Source organism: Marichromatium bheemlicum (genome assembly GCF_012276755.1).
Classification (GTDB): Bacteria; Pseudomonadota; Gammaproteobacteria; order Chromatiales; family Chromatiaceae; genus Marichromatium; species Marichromatium bheemlicum.
This window is the reverse complement of record NZ_JAAXKX010000016.1, coordinates 20,292-44,607: the sequence shown is the minus strand read 5'-3', so window position 1 is coordinate 44,607 and position 24,316 is coordinate 20,292. Positions and strand designations below refer to the sequence as shown.

Annotated in this window: 27 protein-coding genes; 12 read left to right on the top strand and 15 right to left on the bottom strand. The window is 66.5% G+C overall.

Annotation, left to right across the window (positions count from 1 at the left end; translation table 11 throughout):
• Window positions 1–139: 139 nt before the first annotated feature.
• The 4 genes from trpE to trpC are packed head-to-tail and all read left to right on the top strand — an operon-like array spanning window position 140 to window position 4,083.
• The gene (gene trpE / locus HF203_RS11585; RefSeq protein WP_168669847.1) at window positions 140–1,639 is read left to right on the top strand and encodes an anthranilate synthase component I; all 1,500 of its coding nucleotides are present in this window, start codon (window positions 140–142) and stop codon (window positions 1,637–1,639) included.
• Window positions 1,640–1,641: 2 nt separating this feature from the next.
• Entirely contained in the window at window positions 1,642–2,226 is a 585-nt protein-coding gene (locus HF203_RS11580) for an anthranilate synthase component II (RefSeq protein ID WP_168669956.1), read from the top strand.
• The gene (gene trpD / locus HF203_RS11575; RefSeq protein ID WP_168669845.1) at window positions 2,226–3,269 is read left to right on the top strand and encodes an anthranilate phosphoribosyltransferase; all 1,044 of its coding nucleotides are present in this window, start codon (window positions 2,226–2,228) and stop codon (window positions 3,267–3,269) included. Before HF203_RS11580 ends, trpD begins: the two co-directional genes overlap by 1 nt.
• 10 nt (window positions 3,270–3,279) lie before the next feature.
• A complete protein-coding gene (trpC, locus tag HF203_RS11570; protein ID WP_168669843.1) occupies window positions 3,280–4,083 on the top strand; it encodes an indole-3-glycerol phosphate synthase TrpC in 804 nt (267 codons plus the stop codon).
• Window positions 4,084–4,235: 152 nt separating this feature from the next.
• Here the strand turns inward: trpC and crp are convergent, their stop codons facing one another.
• A complete protein-coding gene (gene crp, locus HF203_RS11565; protein ID WP_168669841.1) occupies window positions 4,236–4,892 on the bottom strand; it encodes a cAMP-activated global transcriptional regulator CRP in 657 nt (218 codons plus the stop codon).
• A gap of 149 nt (window positions 4,893–5,041) precedes the next feature.
• Between crp and HF203_RS11560 the strand changes: the two genes are divergently transcribed.
• From HF203_RS11560 to HF203_RS11550, 3 genes are all read left to right on the top strand, one after another.
• Window positions 5,042–5,497, top strand: a complete 456-nt coding sequence (locus tag HF203_RS11560) for an OsmC family protein (protein ID WP_168669831.1) — start codon at window positions 5,042–5,044, stop codon at window positions 5,495–5,497.
• Between the two features lie 36 nt (window positions 5,498–5,533).
• On the top strand, window positions 5,534–6,358 hold the full coding sequence (gene speD / locus HF203_RS11555) for an adenosylmethionine decarboxylase (RefSeq protein ID WP_168669829.1): 825 nt from the start codon (window positions 5,534–5,536) through the stop codon (window positions 6,356–6,358).
• 894 nt (window positions 6,359–7,252) lie between these two features.
• The gene (locus HF203_RS11550; protein ID WP_168669827.1) at window positions 7,253–8,725 is read left to right on the top strand and encodes a phosphomannomutase; all 1,473 of its coding nucleotides are present in this window, start codon (window positions 7,253–7,255) and stop codon (window positions 8,723–8,725) included.
• Window positions 8,726–8,732: 7 nt separating this feature from the next.
• On the opposite strand, the gene mgtE is transcribed toward HF203_RS11550, so the two are convergent.
• The 14 genes from mgtE to HF203_RS11480 all read right to left on the bottom strand — a co-directional run bounded on the left by mgtE (window position 8,733) and on the right by HF203_RS11480 (window position 20,713).
• Complete coding sequence (mgtE, locus tag HF203_RS11545; RefSeq protein WP_168669825.1) at window positions 8,733–10,094, bottom strand: magnesium transporter; 1,362 nt, start codon at window positions 10,092–10,094, stop codon at window positions 8,733–8,735.
• A 105-nt stretch (window positions 10,095–10,199) separates the two neighbouring features.
• Window positions 10,200–11,936, bottom strand: a complete 1,737-nt coding sequence (ptsP, locus tag HF203_RS11540) for a phosphoenolpyruvate--protein phosphotransferase (RefSeq protein ID WP_168669823.1) — start codon at window positions 11,934–11,936, stop codon at window positions 10,200–10,202.
• On the bottom strand, window positions 11,933–12,202 hold the full coding sequence (locus HF203_RS11535) for an HPr family phosphocarrier protein (RefSeq protein ID WP_168669821.1): 270 nt from the start codon (window positions 12,200–12,202) through the stop codon (window positions 11,933–11,935). Before HF203_RS11535 ends, ptsP begins: the two co-directional genes overlap by 4 nt.
• A complete protein-coding gene (locus HF203_RS11530; RefSeq protein WP_168669819.1) occupies window positions 12,199–12,603 on the bottom strand; it encodes a PTS sugar transporter subunit IIA domain-containing protein in 405 nt (134 codons plus the stop codon). Before HF203_RS11530 ends, HF203_RS11535 begins: the two co-directional genes overlap by 4 nt.
• Window positions 12,600–13,457 carry an RNase adapter RapZ gene (gene rapZ, locus HF203_RS11525; RefSeq protein ID WP_168669817.1) on the bottom strand — a complete coding sequence of 286 codons (858 nt, stop codon included), beginning with the start codon at window positions 13,455–13,457 and terminating at the stop codon, window positions 12,600–12,602. The genes HF203_RS11530 and rapZ overlap by 4 nt, the downstream gene beginning before the upstream one ends.
• A 40-nt stretch (window positions 13,458–13,497) precedes the next feature.
• Window positions 13,498–14,466: an HPr(Ser) kinase/phosphatase gene (gene hprK, locus HF203_RS11520; RefSeq protein WP_168669815.1), complete on the bottom strand. Its 969-nt coding sequence runs from the start codon at window positions 14,464–14,466 to the stop codon at window positions 13,498–13,500.
• A gap of 15 nt (window positions 14,467–14,481) precedes the next feature.
• Window positions 14,482–14,940: a PTS sugar transporter subunit IIA gene (locus HF203_RS11515; protein WP_168669813.1), complete on the bottom strand. Its 459-nt coding sequence runs from the start codon at window positions 14,938–14,940 to the stop codon at window positions 14,482–14,484.
• Between the two features lie 288 nt (window positions 14,941–15,228).
• Window positions 15,229–15,576, bottom strand: a complete 348-nt coding sequence (gene hpf / locus HF203_RS11510) for a ribosome hibernation promoting factor (RefSeq protein ID WP_168669954.1) — start codon at window positions 15,574–15,576, stop codon at window positions 15,229–15,231.
• A gap of 35 nt (window positions 15,577–15,611) precedes the next feature.
• The gene (locus HF203_RS11505) at window positions 15,612–17,090 is read right to left on the bottom strand and encodes an RNA polymerase factor sigma-54 (protein WP_168669810.1); all 1,479 of its coding nucleotides are present in this window, start codon (window positions 17,088–17,090) and stop codon (window positions 15,612–15,614) included.
• A 173-nt stretch (window positions 17,091–17,263) separates the two neighbouring features.
• The gene (gene lptB, locus HF203_RS11500; RefSeq protein ID WP_210424746.1) at window positions 17,264–17,989 is read right to left on the bottom strand and encodes an LPS export ABC transporter ATP-binding protein; all 726 of its coding nucleotides are present in this window, start codon (window positions 17,987–17,989) and stop codon (window positions 17,264–17,266) included.
• 13 nt (window positions 17,990–18,002) lie between these two features.
• Window positions 18,003–18,491, bottom strand: coding sequence for a lipopolysaccharide transport periplasmic protein LptA (gene lptA / locus HF203_RS11495; RefSeq protein WP_168669805.1), 489 nt, complete (start codon window positions 18,489–18,491; stop codon window positions 18,003–18,005).
• The gene (lptC, locus tag HF203_RS11490; protein ID WP_168669803.1) at window positions 18,488–19,084 is read right to left on the bottom strand and encodes an LPS export ABC transporter periplasmic protein LptC; all 597 of its coding nucleotides are present in this window, start codon (window positions 19,082–19,084) and stop codon (window positions 18,488–18,490) included. Before lptC ends, lptA begins: the two co-directional genes overlap by 4 nt.
• On the bottom strand, window positions 19,081–19,602 hold the full coding sequence (gene kdsC / locus HF203_RS11485) for a 3-deoxy-manno-octulosonate-8-phosphatase KdsC (RefSeq protein WP_168669801.1): 522 nt from the start codon (window positions 19,600–19,602) through the stop codon (window positions 19,081–19,083). The genes lptC and kdsC overlap by 4 nt, the downstream gene beginning before the upstream one ends.
• Window positions 19,603–19,693: 91 nt before the next feature.
• Complete coding sequence (locus tag HF203_RS11480; RefSeq protein WP_168669798.1) at window positions 19,694–20,713, bottom strand: KpsF/GutQ family sugar-phosphate isomerase; 1,020 nt, start codon at window positions 20,711–20,713, stop codon at window positions 19,694–19,696.
• Between the two features lie 491 nt (window positions 20,714–21,204).
• Here HF203_RS11480 and HF203_RS11475 point away from each other — a divergent pair, with 491 nt between their 5' ends.
• The 5 genes from HF203_RS11475 to HF203_RS11455 are packed head-to-tail and all read left to right on the top strand — an operon-like array spanning window position 21,205 to window position 24,303.
• On the top strand, window positions 21,205–22,101 hold the full coding sequence (locus tag HF203_RS11475; RefSeq protein ID WP_210424745.1) for an ABC transporter ATP-binding protein: 897 nt from the start codon (window positions 21,205–21,207) through the stop codon (window positions 22,099–22,101).
• A 1-nt stretch (window position 22,102) separates the two neighbouring features.
• The gene (mlaE, locus tag HF203_RS11470) at window positions 22,103–22,885 is read left to right on the top strand and encodes a lipid asymmetry maintenance ABC transporter permease subunit MlaE (RefSeq protein ID WP_168669794.1); all 783 of its coding nucleotides are present in this window, start codon (window positions 22,103–22,105) and stop codon (window positions 22,883–22,885) included.
• Between the two features lie 4 nt (window positions 22,886–22,889).
• A complete protein-coding gene (gene mlaD / locus HF203_RS11465; RefSeq protein ID WP_168669791.1) occupies window positions 22,890–23,357 on the top strand; it encodes an outer membrane lipid asymmetry maintenance protein MlaD in 468 nt (155 codons plus the stop codon).
• Window positions 23,357–23,977 carry an MlaC/ttg2D family ABC transporter substrate-binding protein gene (locus HF203_RS11460; RefSeq protein ID WP_168669789.1) on the top strand — a complete coding sequence of 207 codons (621 nt, stop codon included), beginning with the start codon at window positions 23,357–23,359 and terminating at the stop codon, window positions 23,975–23,977. Before mlaD ends, HF203_RS11460 begins: the two co-directional genes overlap by 1 nt.
• Window positions 23,974–24,303 carry an STAS domain-containing protein gene (locus HF203_RS11455; RefSeq protein ID WP_168669787.1) on the top strand — a complete coding sequence of 110 codons (330 nt, stop codon included), beginning with the start codon at window positions 23,974–23,976 and terminating at the stop codon, window positions 24,301–24,303. The genes HF203_RS11460 and HF203_RS11455 overlap by 4 nt, the downstream gene beginning before the upstream one ends.
• The last annotated feature ends 13 nt before the right edge of the window (window positions 24,304–24,316 follow it).

The following is a 24,316-nucleotide window of genomic DNA, read 5'->3' as shown; positions in this document are numbered from 1 at the left end:
GGCTGGCTAGACACACAACGAGATCATCTGACACATCATGTGGATCGACGCAGCTCGAGTGACGGTAGGGTGGCGATGGCGACGCTAAGTCGCCTTCGTCTGACCCCTATCGTCCAAACGCTGCAGTCAGGAGATCCACATGACTCCCGCGACCTTCCGTGCCCTCGCTGGGCAGGGTTATAACCGTATTCCGCTCGTCAGCGAGGTCCTCGCCGACCTTGAGACCCCGCTGAGCGTCTATCTCAAGCTCGCCGCCGGGCCTAACTCCTACCTTTTCGAGTCTGTCCAGGGCGGCGAGAAATGGGGCCGTTACTCGATCATCGGTCTGCCCTGCCGCACCCTGCTGCGGGTGCGTGGTCACGAGGTCACCCTGGAGCGCGACGGCGCGGTGATCGAGTCGCACCAGGTCGCCGACCCACTGGCCTGGATCGAGTCCTACCAGGCCCGGTTCGAGGCCTTCGACGTCGAAGGGCTGCCGCGTTTCACCGGCGGCCTGGTTGGCTATTTCGGTTACGACACCGTGCGCTACATCGAGCCGCGGCTGGGGACCTCGCCCAATCCCGACCTGCTCGACACCGCCGACATCCAGCTGATGGTCTCCGACGAGGTGGTGGTGTTCGACAATCTCAGCGGGCGGCTCTATATCGTCCTCCATCTCGACCCCACCGCCGGCGACACCCTGGAATCGGGGCAGGCGCGGATCACCGCGCTCACCGAACGCATGTGCCGGCCCCTGGTGCCACATCAGGCCGGCGAGCGGCGTCGCGTCGACGAGGACGACTTCGTCTCCGGTTTCACCGAGCAGGGCTTCAAGGACGCGGTCGAGCGCAGTAAGGACTACATCCTCGCCGGCGACTGCATGCAGGTGGTGCTCTCGCAGCGGCTGTCGATCCCCTTCCAGGCCCCACCCCTCGATCTCTATCGCGCGCTGCGTGGGCTCAATCCCTCGCCCTATATGTACTTCCTCGATTTCGGTGAGTTTCAGATCGTCGGCTCCTCGCCCGAGATCCTCACCCGGCTCGAGGATGGGGTGGTGACCGTGCGTCCGATTGCCGGGACGCGCAGGCGTGGCGCCAACGAGGTCGAGGATCAGGCGCTCGAGCGCGAGTTGCTCGCCGACCCCAAGGAGTTGGCCGAACATCTGATGTTGATCGATCTTGGCCGCAACGACGCCGGTCGGGTCGCCGAGGTCGGTAGTGTGCGTCTGACCGAGAAGATGGTCATCGAGCGCTATTCACACGTCATGCACATCGTCTCCAACGTCACCGGCCGGCTGCGCGAGGGGATGAGTGCGATCGACGTGCTGCGTGCGACCTTCCCGGCGGGGACCGTCTCCGGGGCACCGAAGGTGCGCGCTATGGAGATCATCGACGAACTCGAACCGGTCAAGCGCGGCATCTATTCCGGCGCGGTGGGCTATCTCTCCTGGAACGGCAACATGGATACCGCCATCGCCATCCGCACCGCAGTGATCCGCGACGCCACCCTGCACATCCAGGCCGGCGCCGGGATCGTCGCCGACTCCCAGCCTGAGCTGGAGTGGCAGGAGACCATGAACAAGGGGCGCGCCATCTTCCGCGCGGTGAGTGCCGCCGAGATGGGTATCGATCGTTACGGCTGCGGGCTGAAGGGGGAATGACCATGTTGCTGATGCTCGACAACTACGACTCCTTCACCTACAACCTGGTGCAATACTTCGGTGAACTCGGCGCCGAGGTACGGGTGGTGCGTAACGACGAGTGCACGGTCGACGAGGTGATGGCGATGCGCCCCGAGCGTATCGTCATCTCCCCCGGTCCCTGTACCCCCAACGAGGCCGGGATCTCGATGGCGCTGATCGATGCCATGGCCGGGCGGGTGCCGATCCTCGGCGTCTGTCTCGGTCATCAGTCAATCGGTCAGGTCTTCGGGGCGCGCATCGTCCGTGCCCGCGAGGTCATGCACGGCAAGACCTCGCCGGTGTATCACCGCGCCTGTGGCGTGTTCGCCGGGCTCGCCGATCCCTTCGTGGCGACCCGCTATCATTCACTGGTCATCGACCCCGAGACCCTGCCAGAGTGTCTCGAGGTCACGGCCTGGACCCAGACCAAGGACGGTGCACTCGATGCGATCATGGGGGTACGTCATCGCACCCTGCCGATCCAGGGGGTGCAGTTCCATCCCGAATCCATCCTGAGTCAGCACGGCCACGACCTGCTGCGCAACTTCATCGAGGATCGCGACTGATGGACATCAAGGACGCCATTACACACTGCATCGACGGCCGGGATCTCAACGAGACCCAGATGCGCTCGGTGATGCACACCATCATGACCGGGGGCGCGAGTGCGGCACAGATCGCCGGCTTCCTAGTCGCACTGCGGATGAAGGGCGAATCGGTGACCGAGATCGCCACCGCCGCGGCGGTGATGCGCGACCTCGCCACCGGGGTCGAGCTCGACGGCCTCGAACATGCCGTCGACATCGTCGGGACCGGAGGGGATGCCTCGGGGACCTTCAACGTCTCCACCACCAGCATGTTCGTCGCCGCCGCGGCCGGTTGTCGGGTGGCCAAGCACGGCAACCGCTCGGTGTCGAGCAAGTCCGGTGCGGCCGATGTGCTCGAGGCCGCCGGGGTCAGACTCGATCTCGGTCCGACAGAGGTGGCGCGCTGTGTCCATGAGATCGGGGTCGGTTTTATGTTTGCTCCCGGTCATCACAGCGCGATGAAGCACGCGGTCGAGCCCCGGCGCGCGCTCGGGGTCCGCACGCTGTTCAACGTCCTCGGACCCCTGACCAACCCGGCGCGGGTCTCCAACCAGGTGCTCGGGGTGTTCTCCGACCACCTGCTCGAACCCCTGGCCGAGGTGCTGCACCGGCTCGGTTGCCGCCATGTCATGGTGGTGCACGCGCGCGATGGTCTCGACGAGATCAGTATCGGCGACAGCACCGATATCGCCGAACTCAAGGGCGGCGAGATCCATCGCTACAGCGTGCGCCCGGAGGACTTCGGCCTCACCCGTGCACCGCTCGATGCAGTACGGGTCTCGGGGCCGCAGGAGAGCCTGCGGGTATTGCGCGGAGTGCTCGGTGGCGAGCCAGGGGCGGCGCGCGAGATGGTGCTGCTCAATGCCGGCGCAGCGATCTACGTCGCCGGCCGTGCACCCTCGCTGGCCACTGGTGTGACCCGTGCCGCCGAGGTGATCGATTCGGGCGAGGCGTTGCGTCGGCTCGAACGATTGCGGGAGCTGACCGGCGGCCTCGGTCGTCCGCTGGCAGCGGCAAGCTGAGGATCAAGAGATGCGTGAGACGCCGGACATCCTGAAGAAGATCGTCTACCGCAAGTCCGAGGAGGTGAGCGCGCGTGCCGCGCGTCGCCCCCTCGCCGAGTTGCGCGCCGCCGCCGCCGAGCAAGCGCCCGCGCGCGGTTTTGCGCGGGCGTTGCGCGCGCGCGTCGCCGCCGGCGACCCGGCGGTGATCGCTGAGGTGAAGAAGGCCAGTCCGAGCAAGGGGGTGCTGCGCGAGCACTTCGTCCCGGCCGAGATCGCCGCGCGCTACGCCGCCGCCGGCGCCGCCTGTCTCTCGGTGCTCACCGACGCCGACTTCTTCCAGGGCAGCGAGGCCTATCTGCGCGAGGCGCGCGCGGCCTGTGCGCTGCCGGTGATCCGCAAGGACTTCATCATCGACCCCTATCAGGTCGTTGAGGCGCGTGCCATCGGTGCCGACGCCATCCTGCTGATCGCCGCCTGTCTCGACGACGCCCAGCTCCGTGATCTCGGTGCCTTGGCCGGCGAACTCGGGCTCGACGTGCTCGTCGAGGTTCACGACGGCGAGGAGCTCGATCGCGCCCTGGCCTGTCCCGGTGAGTTGATCGGTATCAACAACCGTGACCTGCGCAGCTTCGAGGTCGGCCTCGAGACCACCCTGGGGTTGATCGACCGGGTGCCGGAGACGCGGTTGCTGGTGACCGAAAGCGGCATCTTGGCGCGCGCCGATGTCACCCGAATGCGCGCGCATGGGGTCAACGCCTTCCTCGTCGGCGAGGCCTTCATGCGCGCTGAGGACCCCGGCGCCGCGCTGCGTGCCTTATTCTTCGCCGACTAGATCCCTGTTGATGAATCGCCGCGCTGCGCGGGCCTCATGTGAGGCGGGCCGCCCCGTACGCGGACGGGGCCGGTGCGGCGGTGGCTCCAAGATCAAGGGGCGGTGCGGTCGGGTGGTGCGGGGTAGGGGGCTGCGCTCGAGGCGTTGCAGGGCTAACGGGTGCCGAACACCACGATGGTCTTGCCCTTGACGCTGACCAGCCCCTGCTCCTCGAGGTTCTTGAGCACCCGCCCGGCCATCTCGCGCGAGCAGCCGACGATACGCCCGAGCTCCTGACGGGTGACGCGGATCTGCATCCCGTCGGGATGGGTCATGGCGTCGGGTTGCTTGCAGAGGTCCAGTAGCGTGCCGGCGATACGACCGGTGACGTCGAGGAAGGCCAGGTGGCTGACCTTGCGACTGGTCTGGCGCAGCCGGGTCGAGAGCTGATAGCCGACGCTGTAGAGGAAGTCCTTGGCATAGCCCTTGAACTCGTTCTCGAGCAGCCGGTCGAGTCGCTGGTAGCCGATCTCGGCGACCTTGCATTTGGTGCGGGTGCGCACGATCACGCTGCGCGTGTTCTGTGGCACGAACAGCCCCATCTCGCCGATGAACTCGCCCTTGTTGATATAGGCGAGCATGATCGTGCGCCGCTCGTCGGCGTCATCGATCAATGCGGCAGCCGACCCCTCGATCAGATAGTAGAGGCTCTCCGCTGGCTGGCCCTGGCGAATGAAGTCCACATTCTTGTCGTAGGTCTTGGTATGACACTGCGACAGAAAGGGCTGGAGCCAGGGTGGGTCCTTTTTCGGTGGTGTCAGAATGCTCATGGGATGCTTGCCAGAGCGCCTTGTCGTGACTCGATTCTATGCATGCTGCTGTCCATTGTCGAACTGTGTTAGCCTTCGCCCGGTTCGAGGCCGGGGCCAGTTGGGCGGTGCCCGAGTGACTGCGGTGGAGCAGATAGGAGCATAAGTGTATGAAGGCGCGGGTGAAGTGGCTCGAGGGTGCGGCGATGGTCGGCAGCGCTGGTGAGGCGGGGGCCGAACACGCGGTGGTGATGGATGGGCCGGCCGAGTACGGGGGTCGTAACCTCGGGCCTCGGCCGATGGAACTGCTGCTGATCGGCATGGGTGGTTGCACCCAGTTCGACGTGTTGCAGATCCTGCGCAAGGCCCGCCAGCCGGTCACGGACTGCGTGGTCGAACTCTCGGCCGAGCGTGCCGAAACCGACCCCAAGGTCTTCACCCGGATCCATGCGCACTTCATCGTCAGCGGAGCGGGACTCGACCCCAAGCGGGTCGAACGCGCCATCGCGCTCAGTGCCGAGAAGTACTGTTCGGCCTCGATCATGCTCGGCGCCACCGCCGAGATCACCCACGACTTCGAGCTGCGTGATACAGCCGGTTCCGTTGCGGATGCGCCACCACGTTAGCGCCCGCGCCTTCGTTGTTTCCGAGGTTCCTGAGGAATGCCCAATCCGTTGAAGAAGCTGCGCCTGGAAGGGTTCAACAACCTGACCAAGACGCTCAGTTTCAATATCTACGATGTCTGCTACGCCGACTCGGACGAGCAGCGCGAGGCCTACATCGAGTATATCGACGAGGCCTACAACGCCGAACGCCTGACCGCGATCCTGACCGATGTCACCGAGATCATCGGTGCCAACATCCTCAATATCGCACATCAGGACTATGACCCCCAGGGCGCCTCGGTGACCATGTTGATCTCGGAGGAGCCGATCGCCGCCGAGGCGCTGTCGAACAATGCCACCCCGGGGCCGTTGCCAGAGGCCGTGGTCGCGCACCTCGACAAGAGCCACATCACCGTCCACACCTATCCCGAGACCAATCCCCAGACCGGGATCAGCACCTTCCGCGCCGATATCGACGTCTCCACCTGTGGTCGGATCTCACCGCTGCGCGCGCTCAACTACCTGATCCATTCCTTCGAGTCGGACGTGGTCACCATCGATTACCGGGTGCGTGGCTTTACCCGCGACGTGCGTGGCAAGAAGCACTTCATCGACCACAACATCAGCTCGATCCAGAACTATCTCTCACGCGACACCAAGCGCAAGTTCCAGATGATGGACGTCAACGTCTATCAGGAGAACCTGTTCCACACCAAGATGGTCCTCAAGCACTTCCGCCTCGACGACTATCTCTTCTGTATCAAGGCCAAGGACCTCTCCGAGCGCGAGTACAAGCGTATCCACAAGCTGCTGCGTCGCGAGCTCAGCGAGATCTTCTACGGCCGCAACCTCGGCCGCGAACTCGAGTTCATGGACCCGTGACGGTGGCGTAGCCGTCGGTCGGCGTGGTGGGTCGAGAAAAGACCTGAACCACGAAGGCGCGAAGGACGCAAAGCGTGTCATGAGAGACTGCGGTGGGCTGATCGTCCCCGGCCCACCACTCCCGCCCGTGCCCGCGAATGCCTTCCGACCTGAGCGATTCAGCCGCCTGTTGTCAGTGCGTCCGTCGTCGAGGTTGTGCGCCCACTGGAGGCCGGTGGCTGGTTGCTATTCATCCCTTGGCGTTCTTTGCGGCTTTGCGTTTCAGGTCGGGATAAGACCTGAACCACGAAGGCGCGAAGGACGCAAAGAGCGTCATGAGAGACCGCGGTGGGCTGATCGTCCACGGTCCACCGCTCCCGCTCCCGCTCCCGCTCCCGCTCCCGCTCGCGCCTGCGAATGCCTTCCGACCTGAGCGATTCAGCCGCCTGTTGTCAGTGCGTCCGTCGTCGAGGTTGTGCGCCCACTGGAGGCCGGTGGCTGGTTGCTATTCATCCCTTGGCGTTCTTTGCGGCTTTGCGTTTCAGGTCGGGATAAGACCTGAACCACGAAGGCGCGAAGGACGCAAAGAGCGTCATGAGAGACCGCGGTGGGCTGATCGTCCACGGTCCACCGCTCCCGCTCCCGCTCCCGCTCCCGCTCGCGCCTGCGAATGCCTTCCGACCTGAGCGATTCAGCCGCCTGTTGTCAGTGCGTCCGTCGTCGAGGTCGTGCGCCCACTGGAGGCCGGTGGCTGGTTGCTATTCATCCCTTGGCGTTCTTTGCGGCTTTGCGGTTCAATCTGCTGGCCGCTGGCCGCTGGCCGCTGGCCGCTGGCCGCTGGCCGCTGGCCGCTGGCCGCTGGCCGCTCTAAACTGTCGCGATGCGTTGTCAGTTGCAGAGTCAAGGGAGGGAGGGATGCTGATCGACGAGTTGATGACGACCTCGGGGGTCAAGTTCGGGACCAGCGGGGCGCGTGGGTTGGCGACGGCGATGACCGATCGGGTCTGTTATGCCTACGCCCATGCCTTTCTCCGCTATGTCCGAGACCAGGGGGGGCTCGCGGTTGGCGCCGAGGTCGGGCTCGCCGGCGATCTGCGCCCGAGCACCGAGCGTATCCTCCGTGCCTGTGCCCGCGCTGCGCGTGACCTCGGGCTGGAGCCGCGCGATCACGGGCGCATCCCCACCCCGGCGCTCGCCGCCCACGGGATCGCCCGGGGCATACCGACACTGATGGTCACCGGTAGCCATATCCCGGATGACCGCAACGGTATCAAGTTCAATCTGCCCTGTGGCGAGATCCTCAAGGACGACGAGGCGGCGATCCGCGCCCTGCCGGTGATCGCGCCCGAGGAGTTGTTCACCGCCGCGGGGGGCTTCGTCGAGGCCGCCGTCGCGCCGCTACCGCCGGCGAGTGATGCGGCCCGCAGTGCCTATCTGCGGCGCTATCTCGATTTCTTCCCCGAGGGCTGTCTGCGCGGGCTGCGGGTCGGGGTCTACGAGCACTCGAGCGTGGCGCGCGACTGTCTCGCCGAGCTGCTCGAGGCGCTCGGCGCTGAGGTGCGACGGTTGGCGCGCGCCGATCGTTTCGTGCCGGTCGACACCGAGGCGATTCGCCCCGAGGATGTCGCGCTGGCGCGTGAGTGGTGCGCCGATGGCGCGCTCGATGCGCTGGTCTCGGCCGATGGCGACGGCGATCGACCGCTGGTCGCCGATGCTCGGGGCGAGTGGCTGCGCGGGGACATCGCCGGCATCCTCTGTGCGCGTCAGCTCGGTGCGGCGGCAGTGGTCACTCCGGTGAGCAGCAATACTGCGGTCGAGCGCTGTGGGGCCTTCACCGAGGTGCTGCGCACCCGCATTGGCTCGCCCTATGTGATCGCCGGGATGAGCCATCTGCTCGAGCGTGGGTTGGCGCCGGTGGTCGGTTACGAGGCCAATGGTGGCTTTTTGCTCGGCAGTACCGTCGTGTGCGACGGGCGCGAGCTGCCGGCACTGCCGACCCGCGATGCGGTGATCGTCGCCCTCGCACTGCTGCAGGCGAGCGCCGCGCGTGGTCTGCCGCTCGCCGCGCTCGCCGCCGAGCTGCCGCCGCGCTTCACCGCGAGTGATCGGTTGCGTGACTTTCCCTCAGCGCTGGCCGCCGAGCGCATCGCCGCGCTCGGTGCCGATCCTGCGGCGATCGGTGCGCTGTTCGGTGAGGCGCTCGGCGCTGTCGCGGGGGTCGATCGGACCGACGGGCTGCGTCTCACCTTCGCCGCGGGCGAGATCGTCCATCTGCGCCCCTCAGGTAATGCGCCGGAGCTGCGCGTCTATGCCGAGGCCGACAGCGCCGAGCGGGCGCGGGCGCGGGTCGCGGCGACCCTCGCCCTGCTCGAGGGCTGGCGCGCCTGAGCCAGGGTCAGACCAGGAACAGGGTGGCGAGTCCGAGGAAGGCGAGGAAGCCGACCACGTCGGTGACGGTGGTGAGGATCACCCCGCCGGCGAGCGCCGGGTCGATGCCGAAGCGCTCCAGCGCCATCGGTAGCAGCGCCCCGGCGAGTGCGGCGGCGAGTAGGTTGATGGTGATCGCGGCGCCGATCACCAGGGCGATCTGCGGGTCACCGAACCAGTAGGCGGCGATCGCCGCCACCACCACCGCCCAGACCACGCTGTTGATCGCTGCCACCGCCAGCTCCTTCCACAGCAGCCAGCGGGCGTTCTTGGTCGAGAGCTGGCCGACTGCGAGGCCCCGAATCGCCAGGGTCAGGGTCTGGGTACCGGCGATACCGCCCATGCTGGCGACCACCGGCATCAATACCGCCAGCGCCACCACCTGTTGGATGGTGTCCTCGAAGCGACCGATCACCCAGGCGGCGAGGAAGGCGGTGAGCAGGTTCACGCCCAGCCACAGCGCACGGCGGCGTGCGCTGAGCAGTACCGGGGCGAACATGTCCTCGGTCTCGGAGAGACCGGCCTGGCCGAGGAACTGGTGCTCGGCCTCCTCGCGGATGACGTCCATCACATCGTCGACGGTGATACGACCGAGCAACTGTCCGGTCTCGTCGACCACCGGCGCGGTGACCAGGTCGTGCTGCTCGAAGCGGGTGGCCACCTCGCGCGCGCCCCAAGTCGCCGGGATCGCCTGCACCGCCAGGGTCATCGCCTCGGCCACGGTCTCGTCGGGGTCGTGGGTGAGCAGGTCGGTGAGATAGAGCACGCCGAGGTAGTAGCCCTCGCGGTTGACCACGATGAGGTTGTCGGTGATGTCGGGCAGCCCGTCCTTGAGTCGGCGCAGATAGCGCATCACCACATCGAGCGTGACCTCGGGGCGGACGGTGACGGTGTCGGTGTTCATCAACCCACCGGCGCTGTCCTCGGGAAAGGCGAGCGCGGTGCGAAGCCGTTCGCGCCGTTGCTGGTCGAGCGACTTGAGCACCTCGCTGGTAATGGCGACCGGCAGGTCCTGGATGAGGTCGGCGAGGTCGTCGGTGTCGAGTCCGCCGACGGCGGCGACCAGCTCGCCGGCGTCCATCTGGCTGATCAGCTGCTCGCGCACGTCGTCGTTGAGATAGGTGAGGATCTCGCCGTCGTACTCGGCATCGACCAGGCCCCACACCAGCTCGCGCTCCTTGGGCGGCTGCGATTCCAGGAGGTGGGCGATCTCGGCCGGCTGCAGCGCGTTGAGCATGCGCGCGGCCTTGCGCATGGCGCCTTGTTCGAGGACCTGGTGGAGATCGGCGAAGCGCTGGTCGTCGGTGGTGCTGGAAGCTGCGGCTGTCATGGGTGACCGTGGCTGGCTGTGGTGGATGAGGGCTCCTGGGCCCGGGCGGGCCGACGCTCGGGATGCCTATCCTAACAGAGCCGTGGGGCTGCGCTGAGGCGGGGTTCAGTCGGCGTTGAGCGCTGCCAGCAGGTCCGCGGGATCGGCCTCGTCGAGATGGGCGAAGAGGGCGGTGGTGCGTTGCTGCAGGATGGTGGTGTCGGCCGCGAGCACCACCTCCTTGACGTCGAGCAGGGCGCCGGGCTGCATGCTGAATTCGCGCAGCCCGAGCCCCAGCAGCAGCCGGGTGAAACGTGCGTCACCGGCCATCTCGCCACACATTCCGACCGGGATGCCGTGGCTGAGGCCGGCTGCGATGGTCATCCGCAGCAGGCGCAGGATCGCCGGGTGGGTGGGGTCGTAGAGGTCGTTGACGGCGTCGTCGAGGCGGTCGATGGCGAGGGTGTACTGGATGAGGTCATTGGTCCCGATCGAGAGGAAGTCGCAGTGGCGGGCGATGGCCCCAGCGGCGAGTGCTGCGGCCGGTACCTCGATCATGGCGCCGAGCGGGAGGGCCGGGTCGTAGGCCAGCCCCTGGTCGCTGAGTTCGCGCTTGAGCTGTTCGATCAGCTGACGGACCGCGATCACCTCGCGTACGTTCGAGATCATCGGCAGCATCAGCCGTACCGGGCCGAGCGCCGAGGCGCGCAGGATGGCGCGCAACTGGGGGCGGAACAGTGCCGGCTCCTTGAGACAGAGCCGGATCGCACGCAGTCCCAGCGCCGGGTTGCCGCTGGGCTCGATGGGCTGGGCGGGGCTGTCCTTGTCGGCGCCGAGATCGAGGGTGCGGATGGTGGTGGGGATGCCGTCGAGCCCGGTGATCATCGCCGCGTAGCTGGCGTACTGCTCCTCCTCGTCGGGGAGGTCGGCGCGGTTCATGTAGAGGAACTCGGTACGATAGAGCCCGACCCCAGAAGCGCCGTTGGCGCGCGCCGCGGCCACGTCCTCGGGTAGCTCGAGGTTGGCCTGGAGACCGATGGCGACACCGTCGCGGGTGCGGGTGGCGCGTCCGATCAGTCGGCGCAGCCGACGCTGGCGTGTCTCGGCGGCGCGCAGACGCGTACGGAAGTGGGCGATGGTGAGATCGTCGGTATCGCACAGCACGGTGCCGTTGTCACCGTCGATCACCAGGAACTCGCCCGGTTCGATATAACGGGTGATGTGACGTACCCCGACCACCGCAGGGACCCCGAGGCTGCGCGCGAGAATGGCGGTGTGCGACATCGGCCCGCCGAACTCGGTGACGAAGCCGGTGACGCCGCGATGATGGAGCAAGATGGTGTCGGCCGGGGTGAGGTCGCGGGCGACCACCACGTGACCGTCGAGGTCGTGCTCGGGTAGGCGGGGTTCCGGGGAGTCACCAGCGAGGAAGGTCTGGATCTGGTGGACGACGTGCTCGACGTCGTCGCGGCGGGTGCGCAGATAGGGGTCGTCCATCTCGTCGAAGATTCGCACCAGGGTGTCGCGCTGTTGCTGCAGCGCCCACTCGGCGCTGCAGCGCTGGTCGCTGACGATGCGTCTGACCTCCTCGACCAGGGCCGCGTCCTCGAGCATCAGTAGGTGGGTGTCGATGAACTCGGCGATGTTCTGTGGGGTTTGAGTGGGGATCTGTCCACGCACTGCCTCGAGTGCCGCGCGTGCCGAGGCGATCGCTTCCTCCAGCCGCGCGAGCTCGGCCGGAACCTGCTCGATCTCGATCTCGGCGTGGCCGATGGTGCCCAGGGCGCGGGTATCGATCAGCGCCGGCCCGAGCGCGATGGCGCGCGTCGAGCGGATCCCGATGCCCTGGTAGGCGATCGTCACTCACCCTCCCCGAAGCGGTCGCCGATGAGTTGCTCGATCGCCGCCAGCGCTGCCGTCTCATCCTCGCCCTCGGCGCTGACGGTGATCCAGGTGCCCTGGCTCGCGGCCAGCATCATTACCCCCATGATGCTCTTGCCGTTGACGCGCTGCCCGCGTCGTTCGACCTCGACGCGGCTGGTAAAGCCGTTGGCGCACTGCACCAGCTTGGCCGCGGCCCGGGCGTGGAGGCCGAGTTTGTTGATGATCTCGAGGTCCTTGCTGGTCATGCGCCCTGCTCCTGGCAACAGATCACCCCCTCGCGTCCCCCTTCGAGCGCCTTCTCGGCGACGCTGTCGAGGTCGAGATCGGCATAGTTGAGCGCCCGCAGCAGCATCGGCAGGTTGACTCCGGAGATGACCCGGACGCGGCGTTGTTGTTGGTTGCAGAGCGCCCGGGCGATGTTGGCCGGGGTCGAGCCATAGAGGTCGGTGAGCACCAACACGCCGTTGCCGCGATCGAGCCGGTCGACGCAGTCGAGTGCCTCACGCAGCATACAGTCGCAGGGACGGTCGTTGACCAGCTCGAGCGCCTCGGTGGCGTGTGGCTCGGTGCCGAGGATGGCGCCGGCTATGCGTAGCAGGTCGCCGCCGAGTGGTTGATGGGTGATGAGTAACAGTCCGATGCTCACGGTAACTCCCGGTGTCTGACCAGCACCTTGTGACCGGCCTGCTCGAAGTGGTGGCGCAGCGCCTCGGTCATGTAGACCGAGCGGTGCTGGCCGCCGGTGCAGCCGATGGCGATGGTGAGATAACTGCGCCCGTCGGTCTCGAAGCGCGGGATCCAACGATCGAAGAAGGTGCGCATGTCGTCACGCATCTCGCGGACCTCGGCGCTGGCGTCGAGGAACTCGACCACCGGGCGGTCGAGTCCGGTCAAGGGCCTGAGCCCGGGTTGCCAGTGTGGGTTGGGCAGACAGCGCATGTCGAAGATGAAATCGACGTCCCTGGGGACGCCGTGTTTGAAGCCGAAGGATTGCAGCAGGATCGAGACCTTGGGCGAGTCGCTGCCGACGAGGTGGGCACGCACCAGGTCGCGCAGCTCGTGCACATTGGTGTGGGTGGTGTCGATGCGGATCTCGGCGCAGCGGCCGATGGCCTCGAGCAACCGGCGTTCGAGCCGGATGGCCTCGTCGAGCGAGCGGTCCCCGCTGGTGAGGGGATGGCGACGCCGGGTCTCGCTGAAGCGCCGCTTGAGGGTGTCGGTGTCGGCATCGATGAACATCACCCGGCAGTCGATGCCCTGGGCGCGGGCATCGGCGATCAGTTCGGCGAGCTGACTGAGTGCACGCGGGCTGGTGCGCGCGTCGATGCCCACCGCCGTGTTGGAGAAGCCGTTGTCGGGGGCCTTGTGCAGCCCGGCGACCAGGTCCTTGAGTAGGAACAAGGGCAGGTTGTCGATGCAGTAATAGCCCAGGTCCTCGAGCGTGTGTAGGGCGACGCTCTTGCCCGAGCCTGAAAGGCCACTGAGGATGACGAGTTTCATGGACTGCGGGTTGCTCCGGGCCGATCCCGAGGGGACGGCGCTAGGGTCTTGGGCCAGGACCGGGCGGGTCGGGGCGGTCGAGACGGATCGCCCGGGCCTGCCGATCGATGAAGTCGACGCCGGCGTCGTAACCGCGGATACGCAGGATCTGATGGCGCACCGCCGCCTCCACCAGGATGGCCAGGTTGCGTCCCGGTGCCACCGGCATGGTGATGGTGGGGATTGCCACGCCCAGCACATCGGTCGCCGAGAGGCTGCCGGTGAGCCGATCGAGTCCGGCGATCTGCTGTTGGTCGAGCGGTTGCAGGTCGATGATCAGATTCAGGGTCTTGCTGCGCTGGACCGCCCCCTCGCCGAACATCGCACGGATGTTGAGGATACCCAGCCCACGCACCTCGAGGAAGTCCCGCAGGGTCTCGGGGCAGGTGCCCTCGATGGTCTCCGGGGCGATACGGGCGAAGCGTGGGGCGTCGTCGGCGATGAGCCGATGACCGCGGGTGATTAGGTCGAGCGCCAGCTCGCTCTTGCCCACGGCCGGATCACCGACCAGCAACACCCCCATCCCCAGCACCTCGATGAAGACCCCGTGTAGGGTCTGGCGTTCGGCCAGGGCGTGGGTGAGGAAATAACGCAGGTGGTTGATCAGCTCCTCGTCGCCGAGTGGCGAACCGAGCAGCGGGGTGCGGTGCTTGGCGGCGAAGGTGAAGAAGGCGGGGTGGGGGGCGAGATTGTCGGCGAACAGGATCGCTGCCGGCTGCTCGGTGAACAGCTGCTCCAGGGTCTCCTCGAAGGCGGTCTGTCCCAGGGCCTGCAGATAGCGTTGCTCGGCCGTGCCGATCACCTGTAGACAATTGGGGTGGATGCAGTTGAGCGAGCCGATCAGCGATTCGCGTGAGCGCGCGCGTTCGGGCCGACGCAATGGGGAGTGCTGCTCGGGTTCGCCATTGAGCCAGCGCAGCTGTAGCCGCGGGCCGGTCTGATCGAGGAGTGACTGGAGGCTGTCGAGCATGGCCCGGCGCAGGCGCTAGCGCGCCTCGCTCGCCTCGATCAGTTGCAATACGGTGCCGGCCGTGGCGGCCTCGCGCAGCGCGGCGCGGGTGGTCGGTTCGCTGAACATCCCGGCGAGCCGTGCGAGCAGCTGCAGGTGTTCCTCGGTGGCGCTCTCCGGGACCAGCAGGGCGAAGGCCAGGTCGACCGGTTCTCCGTCGATCGCGTCGTAGTCGACCCCGGTGCTGGTGCTGACGAAGGCCCCGAGTACCTCGTTGATCTCCTTGATGCGGGCGTGCGGCAGCGCCACGCCGTGACCGAGCCCGGTACTGCCGAGGCGCTCACGCTCGAGCAGTCGCTCGAAGACGAGTTCGGTGTTGAGTCGGGGATGATCGTTGGCCAGTAGCTCGGCGAGCGTCTCGAGCAGCCGCTTCTTGCTGGCGATCTCGACGCTGCACCCGATGCGGGCCTCGCTGATCAGGTCTGGACTGAACATCGGTCAAGGCTCCTGGTGATCGCGGCGACAGGGGCGCAGGGCGGTGACGGTGTCCGGTGTCCGTACCGGCGGGTGATCAGGGCGAGTGGTCGTGGTCATGGGTTTGGATATCCTTCGAGTCATCGGAGCCTGCTGCTGTCGATATCGGCTCGGATCTCAGGGTCTCAATGCAAAACACCCCGAACGGTGCGATCGCAGATCCGTTCGAGGTGTCAGTGCGTCGGTCCGGCAGGGCGTCGAGTGTCCTCGGTGTCCTGCCGGCGCATGGGCCATCAGGCCGCCGCCAGGCTATTCGGTCTCGGTTTCGGTCTCAGCCTCGGCATCGGCCGCCTTCGGCACGGGGGCGCTACGAACGTCGTTCTTCTTCTCCTTGTGACGCACGATCTGACGATCGAGTTTGTCGATCAGGCCGTCGATGGCGGCATACATGTCTTGATGCACGGAGTCGGCGAAGAGCTTCCCACCATTGATGTGGAGCGTGGCCTCGGCCTTGCGGTCGAGCTTCTCCACGCTGAGGATGACGTGGGCATTGGTGACGTGGTCGAAGTGACGCGCCAGGCGGGCGAATTTGCTGTCGACGTAGTCGCGCAGTGCCTCGGTGATGTCGACGTGATGACCCGTCAGATTGATTTGCATCATTGGACTCCTTACAGGGGTTCCAAACGGCCTGTTCATGCCAGGCGTTTGCGCTCGTTCGAGGGTGGGATACCCATTGCCTCGCGGTACTTGGCGACGGTTCGACGCGCGACCTGGATGCCGCGTTCAGCTAGTTCGGCCGCGATCTTACTGTCGCTCAAGGGTTTTCTGGCGGGTTCGGCGGCGATCAGCTTACGAATGAGCGCGCGGATCGCGGTCGACGAACACTCCCCACCAGAAGTGGTGCTGACGTGGGACGAGAAGAAGTACTTGAACTCCAGGGTCCCCCTGGGGGTGTGCATGTACTTCTGTGTGGTGACTCGGGAGACGGTCGACTCGTGCAGCTCGAGTGCCTCGGCGACGTCGCGCAGCACCATCGGCCGCATCGCCTCCTCGCCATGGTCGAAGAATGCCTGCTGCATCTCCACGATCTTGGCCCCCACGCGTAGCACGGTGTCGTTACGGCTCGCCAGGCTCTTGATGAACCAGCGCGCCTCTTGCAAGTGATTCCTCAGGGTGACGCCGTCGGTACTGGTGTCGGCACGTCGGATCAACCTGGCGTAGTCTGCATTCACCCTCAGTTTGGGCGTGGATTCGGGATTGAGTTCCACCGACCAGCGACCGTTCTGTTTGCGGACGAAGATGTCGGGTACAACGTACTCCGGCGGCTCCTGCGCGATCAAGTCGCCGGGGTGTGGGTGCAGTCGGCAGATCAGTGCCAGGGCGTTGCGGATCTCGGCCTCGCCCTGCTTGAAACGGCGCATCAGCGCGGCGATGTCCTTGCGCGGCAGGTATTCGAAGCCGTCGCGACAGATCGCCAGCGCGAGGTCGCGCTGCGGGGTCTCGGTGGGGAGCTGGCGCAGCTGGATCTGCAGGCATTCGGCGAGGTCACGGGCACCGACCCCGGGTGGGTCGAACGACTGCACCCGATGCACCATGGTGGCGACCTCCTCGGCGCTGATCTGGTCGTCGCCGAGGGTGGCCAGCAGCTCCTCGAGGTCGGCGCGGAGATAGCCGCGCGCGTCGATGGCGTCGATCACCGCCTCGGCGATCATCTCATCGCGCTCGCTCAGTCGGGTGAGGTTGAGCTGCCAGATGAGGTGGTCGTGGAGGGTCTGGGGGCGGCTCTGGTGGAGGAAGGGATCGAAGTCGGCGTTCTCGGTGCCGCCCTGACTGCTCGGTGGCAGATAGCTGTCGTAGACGTCGGTCCACTGGGTGTCGACCGGCAGCTCCTCGGGGATCTGGTTGGTCTCGCTCTGGAGTTCGCGCTCGGCGCTGCCCTGATCGTTGGCGTGCAGCTCCTCGGGGCCGTGCTCGCCATTGGCGGTGTCCTCGCCGTTACCGGCGAAGCGATCGGCCTCCTCGGCCTCCTCGAGCATCAGGTTGGAGTCCAGCGCCTCCTGGATCTCCTTCTGCAACTCGAGCGTAGACAGCTGCAGCAGGCGGATCGCCTGCTGCAGCTGTGGCGTCATCGTCAGGTGTTGGCCGAGGCGAAGCTGGATGGTTTGCTTCATGGATCGCCGATGCGTCTTGCGTCTGTCTCTATGCCGGGTCGATGACCGTCCTATGACGATTATAGGTCGGGTGGCAACAAAGGTGCCTGAGTCACGTCAAGCACGCTGCGTTCGTGAGCGTGCGCGTTCCATCTTACCCCTCATATGTAGCAGGAGGGCATGGAGGCTGCAGTCTACATGGCGAAGTCGGCGCCGAGATAGACGTCACGGACCTGCTGATCGGCGAGTAGCTGATCGGGACGGCCGGCGGCGATCACCGTGCCGGTGCTGATGATGTAGCCGCGATCGCAGATGTCGAGCGTCTCGCGCACGTTGTGGTCGGTGATCAGCACGCCGATGTCGCGCTCGCGCAGGTGCGAGACGATCGCCTTGATGTCGCCGACGGCGATCGGGTCGACGCCGGCGAAGGGCTCGTCGAGCAGCATCACCTTGGGATCGACGGCCAGGGCGCGGGCGATCTCGAGGCGCCTGCGTTCCCCGCCGGAGAGGCTGAGCGCCAGCGACTCCCCGATATGGGCGATGCCGAGTTCCTCGAGCAGTTGCTCGCAGCGCTGCTCGCGCTGGTCGCGGTCGAGGTCGCGGCGGGTCTCGAGGATGGCAAGGATGTTGTCGCGCGCGCTGAGCTTGCGAAACACCGACGGCTCCTGTGCCAGATAGCTCAACCCGGCGCGGGCGCGCCCGTGCATCGGCATCAGGGTGACATCCTGGCCGTCGAGGGTGATCAGGCCCTGGTCGGCGGGGATCAGGCCGACGATCAGATAGAAGCAGGTGGTCTTGCCGGCACCGTTGGGGCCGAGCAGACCGACGACCTCGCCGGCGTCGACCTCGACGCTCACCCCCTGCAGGACCTCACGGCTGCGATAGCGCTTCTTGAGCTGTTCGGCGCGCAGTACGCTCATCCTTCGGCCCCTGTCATGACTCATCCTCCGGGGTGATGGTGATCCGCACCCGGCCGCTGCCGCCGGCGCGGAAGTGGGCGCGGGTGCGATCGTAGACGATGCGCTCACTGGTCACGCGGTCCTCCCCCTGGATCAGCACCGCCTCGTCGATCAGCACCAGCTCGTCGCGCGTGGTGTCGAACTCCATCCGTTTGGCAAAGGCGCGAACCTCGCCCTGATCATCCTCGAGCAGTTGGCGAAAGCGCGCTGGGTTGCCGATGGCGATGATCTGGCGCGGACGGCGGTCATCACGATGGTAGACGGTCATGTGGTCGGCGTGCAGCTGCATACTGCCCTGGGTAACCTCGACGTTACCGACATAGATGCTGGTGCCCTCGGCCTCGCGCACCTCGACGTCGTCGGCCTCGATGTACATCGGTTGCTGGGGGTCGTCGTCGAGCGCGCTGGCCGGTCCCCAGCCGAGTACCAGCAGTAGTGCGAGCAGGGGCAGTGAACGGCTCATGGTTGAGTCTCCTGGGACGGGACGAGCAGCATCCTGGTACGACCGTGGAAGGTGGCGCGCGCCGGTTCGTCGTACCACAGCTGCATGCCGCTGGCGCTCAGCCAGTCCTCGCCGCTGGCCACCTGTACCGGTAGATCGGTGCGGGCGTAGGCGCGCTGGTGCCAGACGTTGAGCTGCTCGGTCTCGATGTGCGTGGGTGGGGCGTCGGCGGTGGCGTCACGGTCGAGTTCGACCGCACCGATCAGTCGCACCTCCTCGCCGCCGCCGAGCACCAGCCCGTGCTTGGCGCGCACGCGCCACGGCGGCCCATCGGATTGGAACAGACGCATGCGCGGGTGGTCGAGTTCGGAGAGGTCCTCGGCGACGAACTGGCGCAACTCGGCGGCGCTCAGGCGCCGGCTCGGGGCGCCGCTGGCATCGGTCTCGAGCGCGGTGAAGTCATGGACCACATAGTCGGGGAACCGCGGGCGCTCAGCGGTGGGGTTCTCGGGGAGGTCGACGCGCTGGAGCTGCCACCAGCCCGCGAGTCCGCTGAGCGCGAAGAAGGCGGCGAGCAGATAGTAGCGTCGTGGCCAGTGCGCGCGGCTGCTCATGGTCGATGTCCGGCGAGCCGTGCGAGCGTCCCCTGGGCGTCCATGATCAGCTCGCAGAACTCGCGCGCGGCGCCGCGTCCGCCGCCTGCGGTGGTGTGCCAGTGCGCCTCGGCGCGCACCATCGGGTGGGCATCGGCCACCGCCGCGGCGAAGCCGACCTGACGCATCACCGGCAGGTCGATGACGTCGTCGCCGAGATAGGCCACGGCGGTGTCCTCGACCCCCAGTCGTTCGCGCAGTTCGAGATAAGCGGCGAGCTTATCACGCTGGCCCTGGTAGACATGGTTCACCCCGAGACTCTTCATCCGCATACTGACGACACGCGAGCTACGTCCGGTGATCACCGCGAGGGTCACGCCCGAGTCGCGCAGCATCACCATGCCGTGACCGTCGCGGGCATTGAACGCCTTGTACTCCTGGCCATCGTCGCCGAGATAGAGACTGCCGTCGGTGAGCACGCCGTCGACGTCGAAGATCGCCAGACGAATGGCGGCGGCACGATTGCGAATCTCTTGCATCTCTGGTGACTCCCTGGAGGAGAAGAATGGGGGTTGGATCGCTGCGCGGCGCATTGTCGGGCGCCGTGGCGGTTTTGACCAGTGCCTTGCCTCAGACCACGCCGGCGCGTAGCAGATCGTGCATGTTGAGTGCGCCGACCGGGCGTCGCTCGGCGTCGACCACCAGTAGGGCGTTGATCGAGCGCGACTCCATCAGCTGCAGCGCCTCGGCGGCCAGCGCGCCTGGGGCGATGGTTACACAGGATCGGGTCATCACCGCATCGATGCGGGTGTGGTGGACATCAACACCACGATCGAGCGCACGGCGCAGGTCGCCGTCGGTGAAGATGCCGCACAGCCGACCCGTGTCGTCGACGACCGCGCTCATCCCCAGGCCCTTGTGCGAGATCTCCTCGAGGGTGGCCAGCAGGCTTGCCGCACAGTCGACCCGTGGTAGCTGCGCATCCCGGTGCATGATGTCGTCGACGTGTAGCAGCAGGCGTCGCCCGAGACTGCCGGCCGGGTGCGAACGGGCGAAGTCCTCGGCGGTGAAGCCGCGCGCCTCGAGCAACGCCACGGCCAGCGCATCGCCCATCGCCAGTGCCGCGGTGGTGCTGGTGGTCGGCGCCAGGCCGAGTGGACAGGCCTCGGCCGAGACGCTGACGTCGATGCTGACGTCGGCCTTACGTGCCAACGTTGAGTCGCGTCGCCCGGTCATCGCGATCATCGGTACCCCGAGCCGCTTGAGCACCGGCAGGATGGTGAGCAGCTCGGCGGTCTCGCCGGAGTTGGAGATCGCCACCACCACATCGAGTGGGGTGATCATCCCCAGGTCACCGTGGCTGGCCTCACCGGGATGGACGAAGAAGGCTGGGCTGCCGGTGCTCGCCAGGGTGGCGGCGATCTTGCTGGCGATATGGCCCGATTTCCCCATCCCGGTGACCACGATGCGTCCGGCGCAGGCGAGCATGTAGCGGCAGGCGGTGACGAAGGGGGTGTCGATCCGCTCGGCGAGTGCTGTTACCGCCTGCGCCTCGGTCTCGAGAACGGCTCGGGCGAGCTGGAGGATGCGCTCGTGCTCGCCCGCGTCGAGCGGCGCCAGTCGGGCGCCGAGTTGTCGTCGTTCGGTCATGGTCTTGGGGATGGGCCAGAGGTGTGGTCGGTCAAACGAGAAAAAATACACCATGCCACGCGGACGTGTCGCATCGAGCAAGGGCGTCAGTCGCTAGCTGTCAGCCGCCAGGCTGGGAAGACTGAACCAGCCAGGCCGGGAAGGGCTGGGAAGATTGAACCGCTAAGTCGCAAAGAACGCAAAGAGGCGTTCAAGCGACCAGCGACCAGCGACCAGCGACCAGCGACCAGCTGCCACTGGCTGTCTGTCTTTAAGCACAGGCACCAAGGTGGTGGCGAGCCGTGTTGTTGTCGAGGGTCCACTCCCACTGGCGGCTGGCGGCTGGCGGCTGGCGGCTGGCGGCTGATCGCTGGAAGCTCTCTTCTCCTTTGCGCCCTTCGCGGCTTGGCGGTTCAATTTTCTCGGTAGCTGCCCTTTGCTTGACGCCCCGCGCCGGGGCCGCGAGAATTGCCTGCTTTGGCCGACCGATGCGCCGATAGCGACATTTCACCATGATGCCAAGCCAGGGCCCAGGCGATGCGCCGGGCGTCCGCGGTGAGGACGTGTCTGCGGGCCCGAGTGGAGGCGCGCGCGCATCCGCCACCGATGACGTACTGGTACGAATCCGCGACCTGACCTTCCGCCGCGGCGAGCGGACCATCTTCGACGGGCTCGATCTCGACATCCGCCGTGGCGCCGTGACTGCGGTGATGGGGCCGAGCGGGACCGGCAAGACCACGCTGCTCAAACTGATCACCGGACAACTGCGTCCCGACGCCGGTCGCATCGAGGTCGACGGCGTGGCGGTGCACGAACTCGACAAGGCCGCGCTCTATCGGTTGCGGCGGCGCATGGGCATGCTGTTCCAGAGCGGCGCGCTGCTGACCGATCTCAACGTCTTCGACAACGTCGCCTATCCGTTGCGCGAGCACACCGACCTCTCGCCCTCGCTGCTACGCAAGCTGGTGCTGCTGAAGCTCGAGGCGGTGGGGCTGCGTGGTGCTCGTGCGTTGCGCCCGAGTGAACTCTCCGGCGGCATGGCGCGTCGGGTGGCCTTGGCGCGGGCGATCGCGCTCGACCCCGAGATCATCCTCTATGATGAGCCCTTCACCGGTCAGGACCCGATCTCCATGGGGGCGCTGGTGTCGCTGATCCGTCAGCTCAACGATGCCTCGAACCTCACCAGTGTGCTGGTGTCGCACGATGTGGCCGAGGCCACCCGGATCGCCGATCATATCTATCTGATCTCGCAGGGGCGGGTCGTCGCCCAGGGGTCTCCGACCGAGATCGCCGCCGAGCGCTCGACCTGGGTGCGTCAGTTCATGGATGGTCAGCCCGACGGGCCGGTGCACTTCCACTACCCGGGACCGGCGCTGGCGGCAGACCTGCTCAACCGGGGAGGACGCTGAGATGTTGCTCGATCCCCTGGCGCGGCTCGGTCGCAGTGGTCTCGACGTGCTGGCCCGCTTCGGGCGCGGCCACCAGTTGCTGCTGGCGATGGTGCTCGGCGTCGGTGAGGTGTTGCGGCGGCCGCGGCTGCTGATCGCCCAGGTCTACAACGTCGGCGTACTCTCAATGCTGATCGTCGGCGTTTCCGGCTTGTTCGTCGGGATGGTGCTGGCGCTCCAGGGCCACTATGTGCTGGCCCGCTTCGGTGCTGCCGAGAGCCTGGGGTTGATGGTCGCCGCCTCCTTGGTGCGCGAGCTCGGTCCGGTGGTCACCGCGCTATTGGTGGCCGGGCGGGCGGGGTCGGCGCTGACCGCCGAGATCGGCCTGATGAAGGCTACCGAGCAGCTCGCCGGGCTGGAACTGATGGCCGTCGATCCGGTGCGCCGGATCCTGGTGCCGCGGTTGTTCGGCGGGGTGTTGGCGATGCCGCTGCTGGCGGCGATCTTCAGCGCCGTCGGGGTGCTCGGTGGCTATTTCGTCGGTGTCGGCTTGCTCGGTGTCGACGCCGGCGCCTTCTGGAGCCAGATGCAAGCGGCGATGGATGTCCGCGAGGATGTGGTCAACGGTGTCATCAAGTCGCTGGTGTTCGGTGTGGTGGTGACCTGGATCGCGTTGTTCCAGGGCTATGACTGCAGCCCGACCTCCGCGGGCGTGAGTCGCGCGACTACCCGTACCGTGGTGCATGGTGCCCTGGCCGTACTTGGGCTCGACTTTGTCCTGACCGCGTTGATGTTCGGAGGCTGATGAGATGGCAAAACAACGCAACATCGAGATCCTGGTCGGGGCCTTCATGGCGGCCGGCTTCGTCGCCCTGTTCTTCCTCGCGATGCAGGTCAGCAACCTCAGTCTCGCCGGGATGGACGAGGGCTATCGGCTCACCGCGCGCTTTGCCAACGTCGGCAGCCTCAAGGCGCGTGCCCCGGTGACCATGGCCGGGGTCCGTATCGGCCGGGTCGAGGCGGTGGACTTCGATCCACGCGCCTTCGAAGCGGTGGTGACCCTGCGCATCGATCCGGCGGTCGACAGCATCCCCATGGACACCTTCGCCAACGTCTTCACCTCGGGGCTGCTCGGCGAGCAGTACATCGCCCTCGACCCCGGCGGCAGTCCCGATGTGCTCGTCGATGGTGATGAGATCATGCACACCCAGTCGGCGATGATCCTCGAGCAGATGATCGGGCAATTCCTATTCAGTAAGGCAAGCGGAGACGGCTGATGTTGCGGCAACGTCATTTTCTATTGCTGGTGACCCTGGTGCTGGCGAGTCTTGGCAGTGGTCTGGCGAGTGCGGCCCAGGAGTCGGCCACCGCCCTGGTCGAGCGCACCACCGCGCGCATGCTCGACACCCTCGAGCAGCGTCGCGCCGAGATCGAGCGCGATCCGAGCCTGATCTATGGTCTGCTCGAGGACCAGGTTGCGCCTCACTTCGACTTCGTGCGCATCACCCAGGGCGCGGTCGGTCGTTACTGGCGCGAGGCCAGTCAAGCGCAGCGCCAGCGCCTGGTCGACAGCTTCAAGCAGGTGCTGATCCGCACCTATGCCCGTTCACTGTTGAGCTATTCGGGTGAGGAGATCCGTTATCTGCCGGTGCGCCCGAGTTCGCGTCCGAACCGGGTCACCGTCGCCACCGAGGTGCAGCAGTCGGGCGGTTCGCCGATCCCGGTCGATTACCGCATGTACGACGGCGGTTCCGGCTGGAAGGTCTATGACGTGGTGATCAGCAATGCCAGCCTGGTCGGCAACTATCGCAGCGACTTTGCCACCGAGATCCAGCGTTCCGGGATCGACGGGCTGATCGCGCGCCTCGAGGATATGAACCTCAAGGGGCAGGAATGAGTGCCACCCGGCTCAGTCCGGACGGACCGGGGCGGTGGCGCCTCGACGGCGTACTCGACCTCACCACGGTCAATCGACTGGCGCGCGAGGGCGAGACGCTGCTGCGTGGCGCCACGGCGATCGAGATCGACCTGGTCGGGGTCAGTGCGGCCAATAGTGCCGGGCTGGCGCTGTTGCTCGAGTGGCTCGACCTCGCCGGGGCGCGAGGCGTGGCCCTGCGTTATGCCAATCTTCCCGATTCGCTGCGGCGGATCGCGGCCTTTTCGAACATCCTGGAGCTGTTGCCGGTCTCGACCACCCCGGCGATGGCGGCACGATCGAGCTGACGGAGAGCCTGTG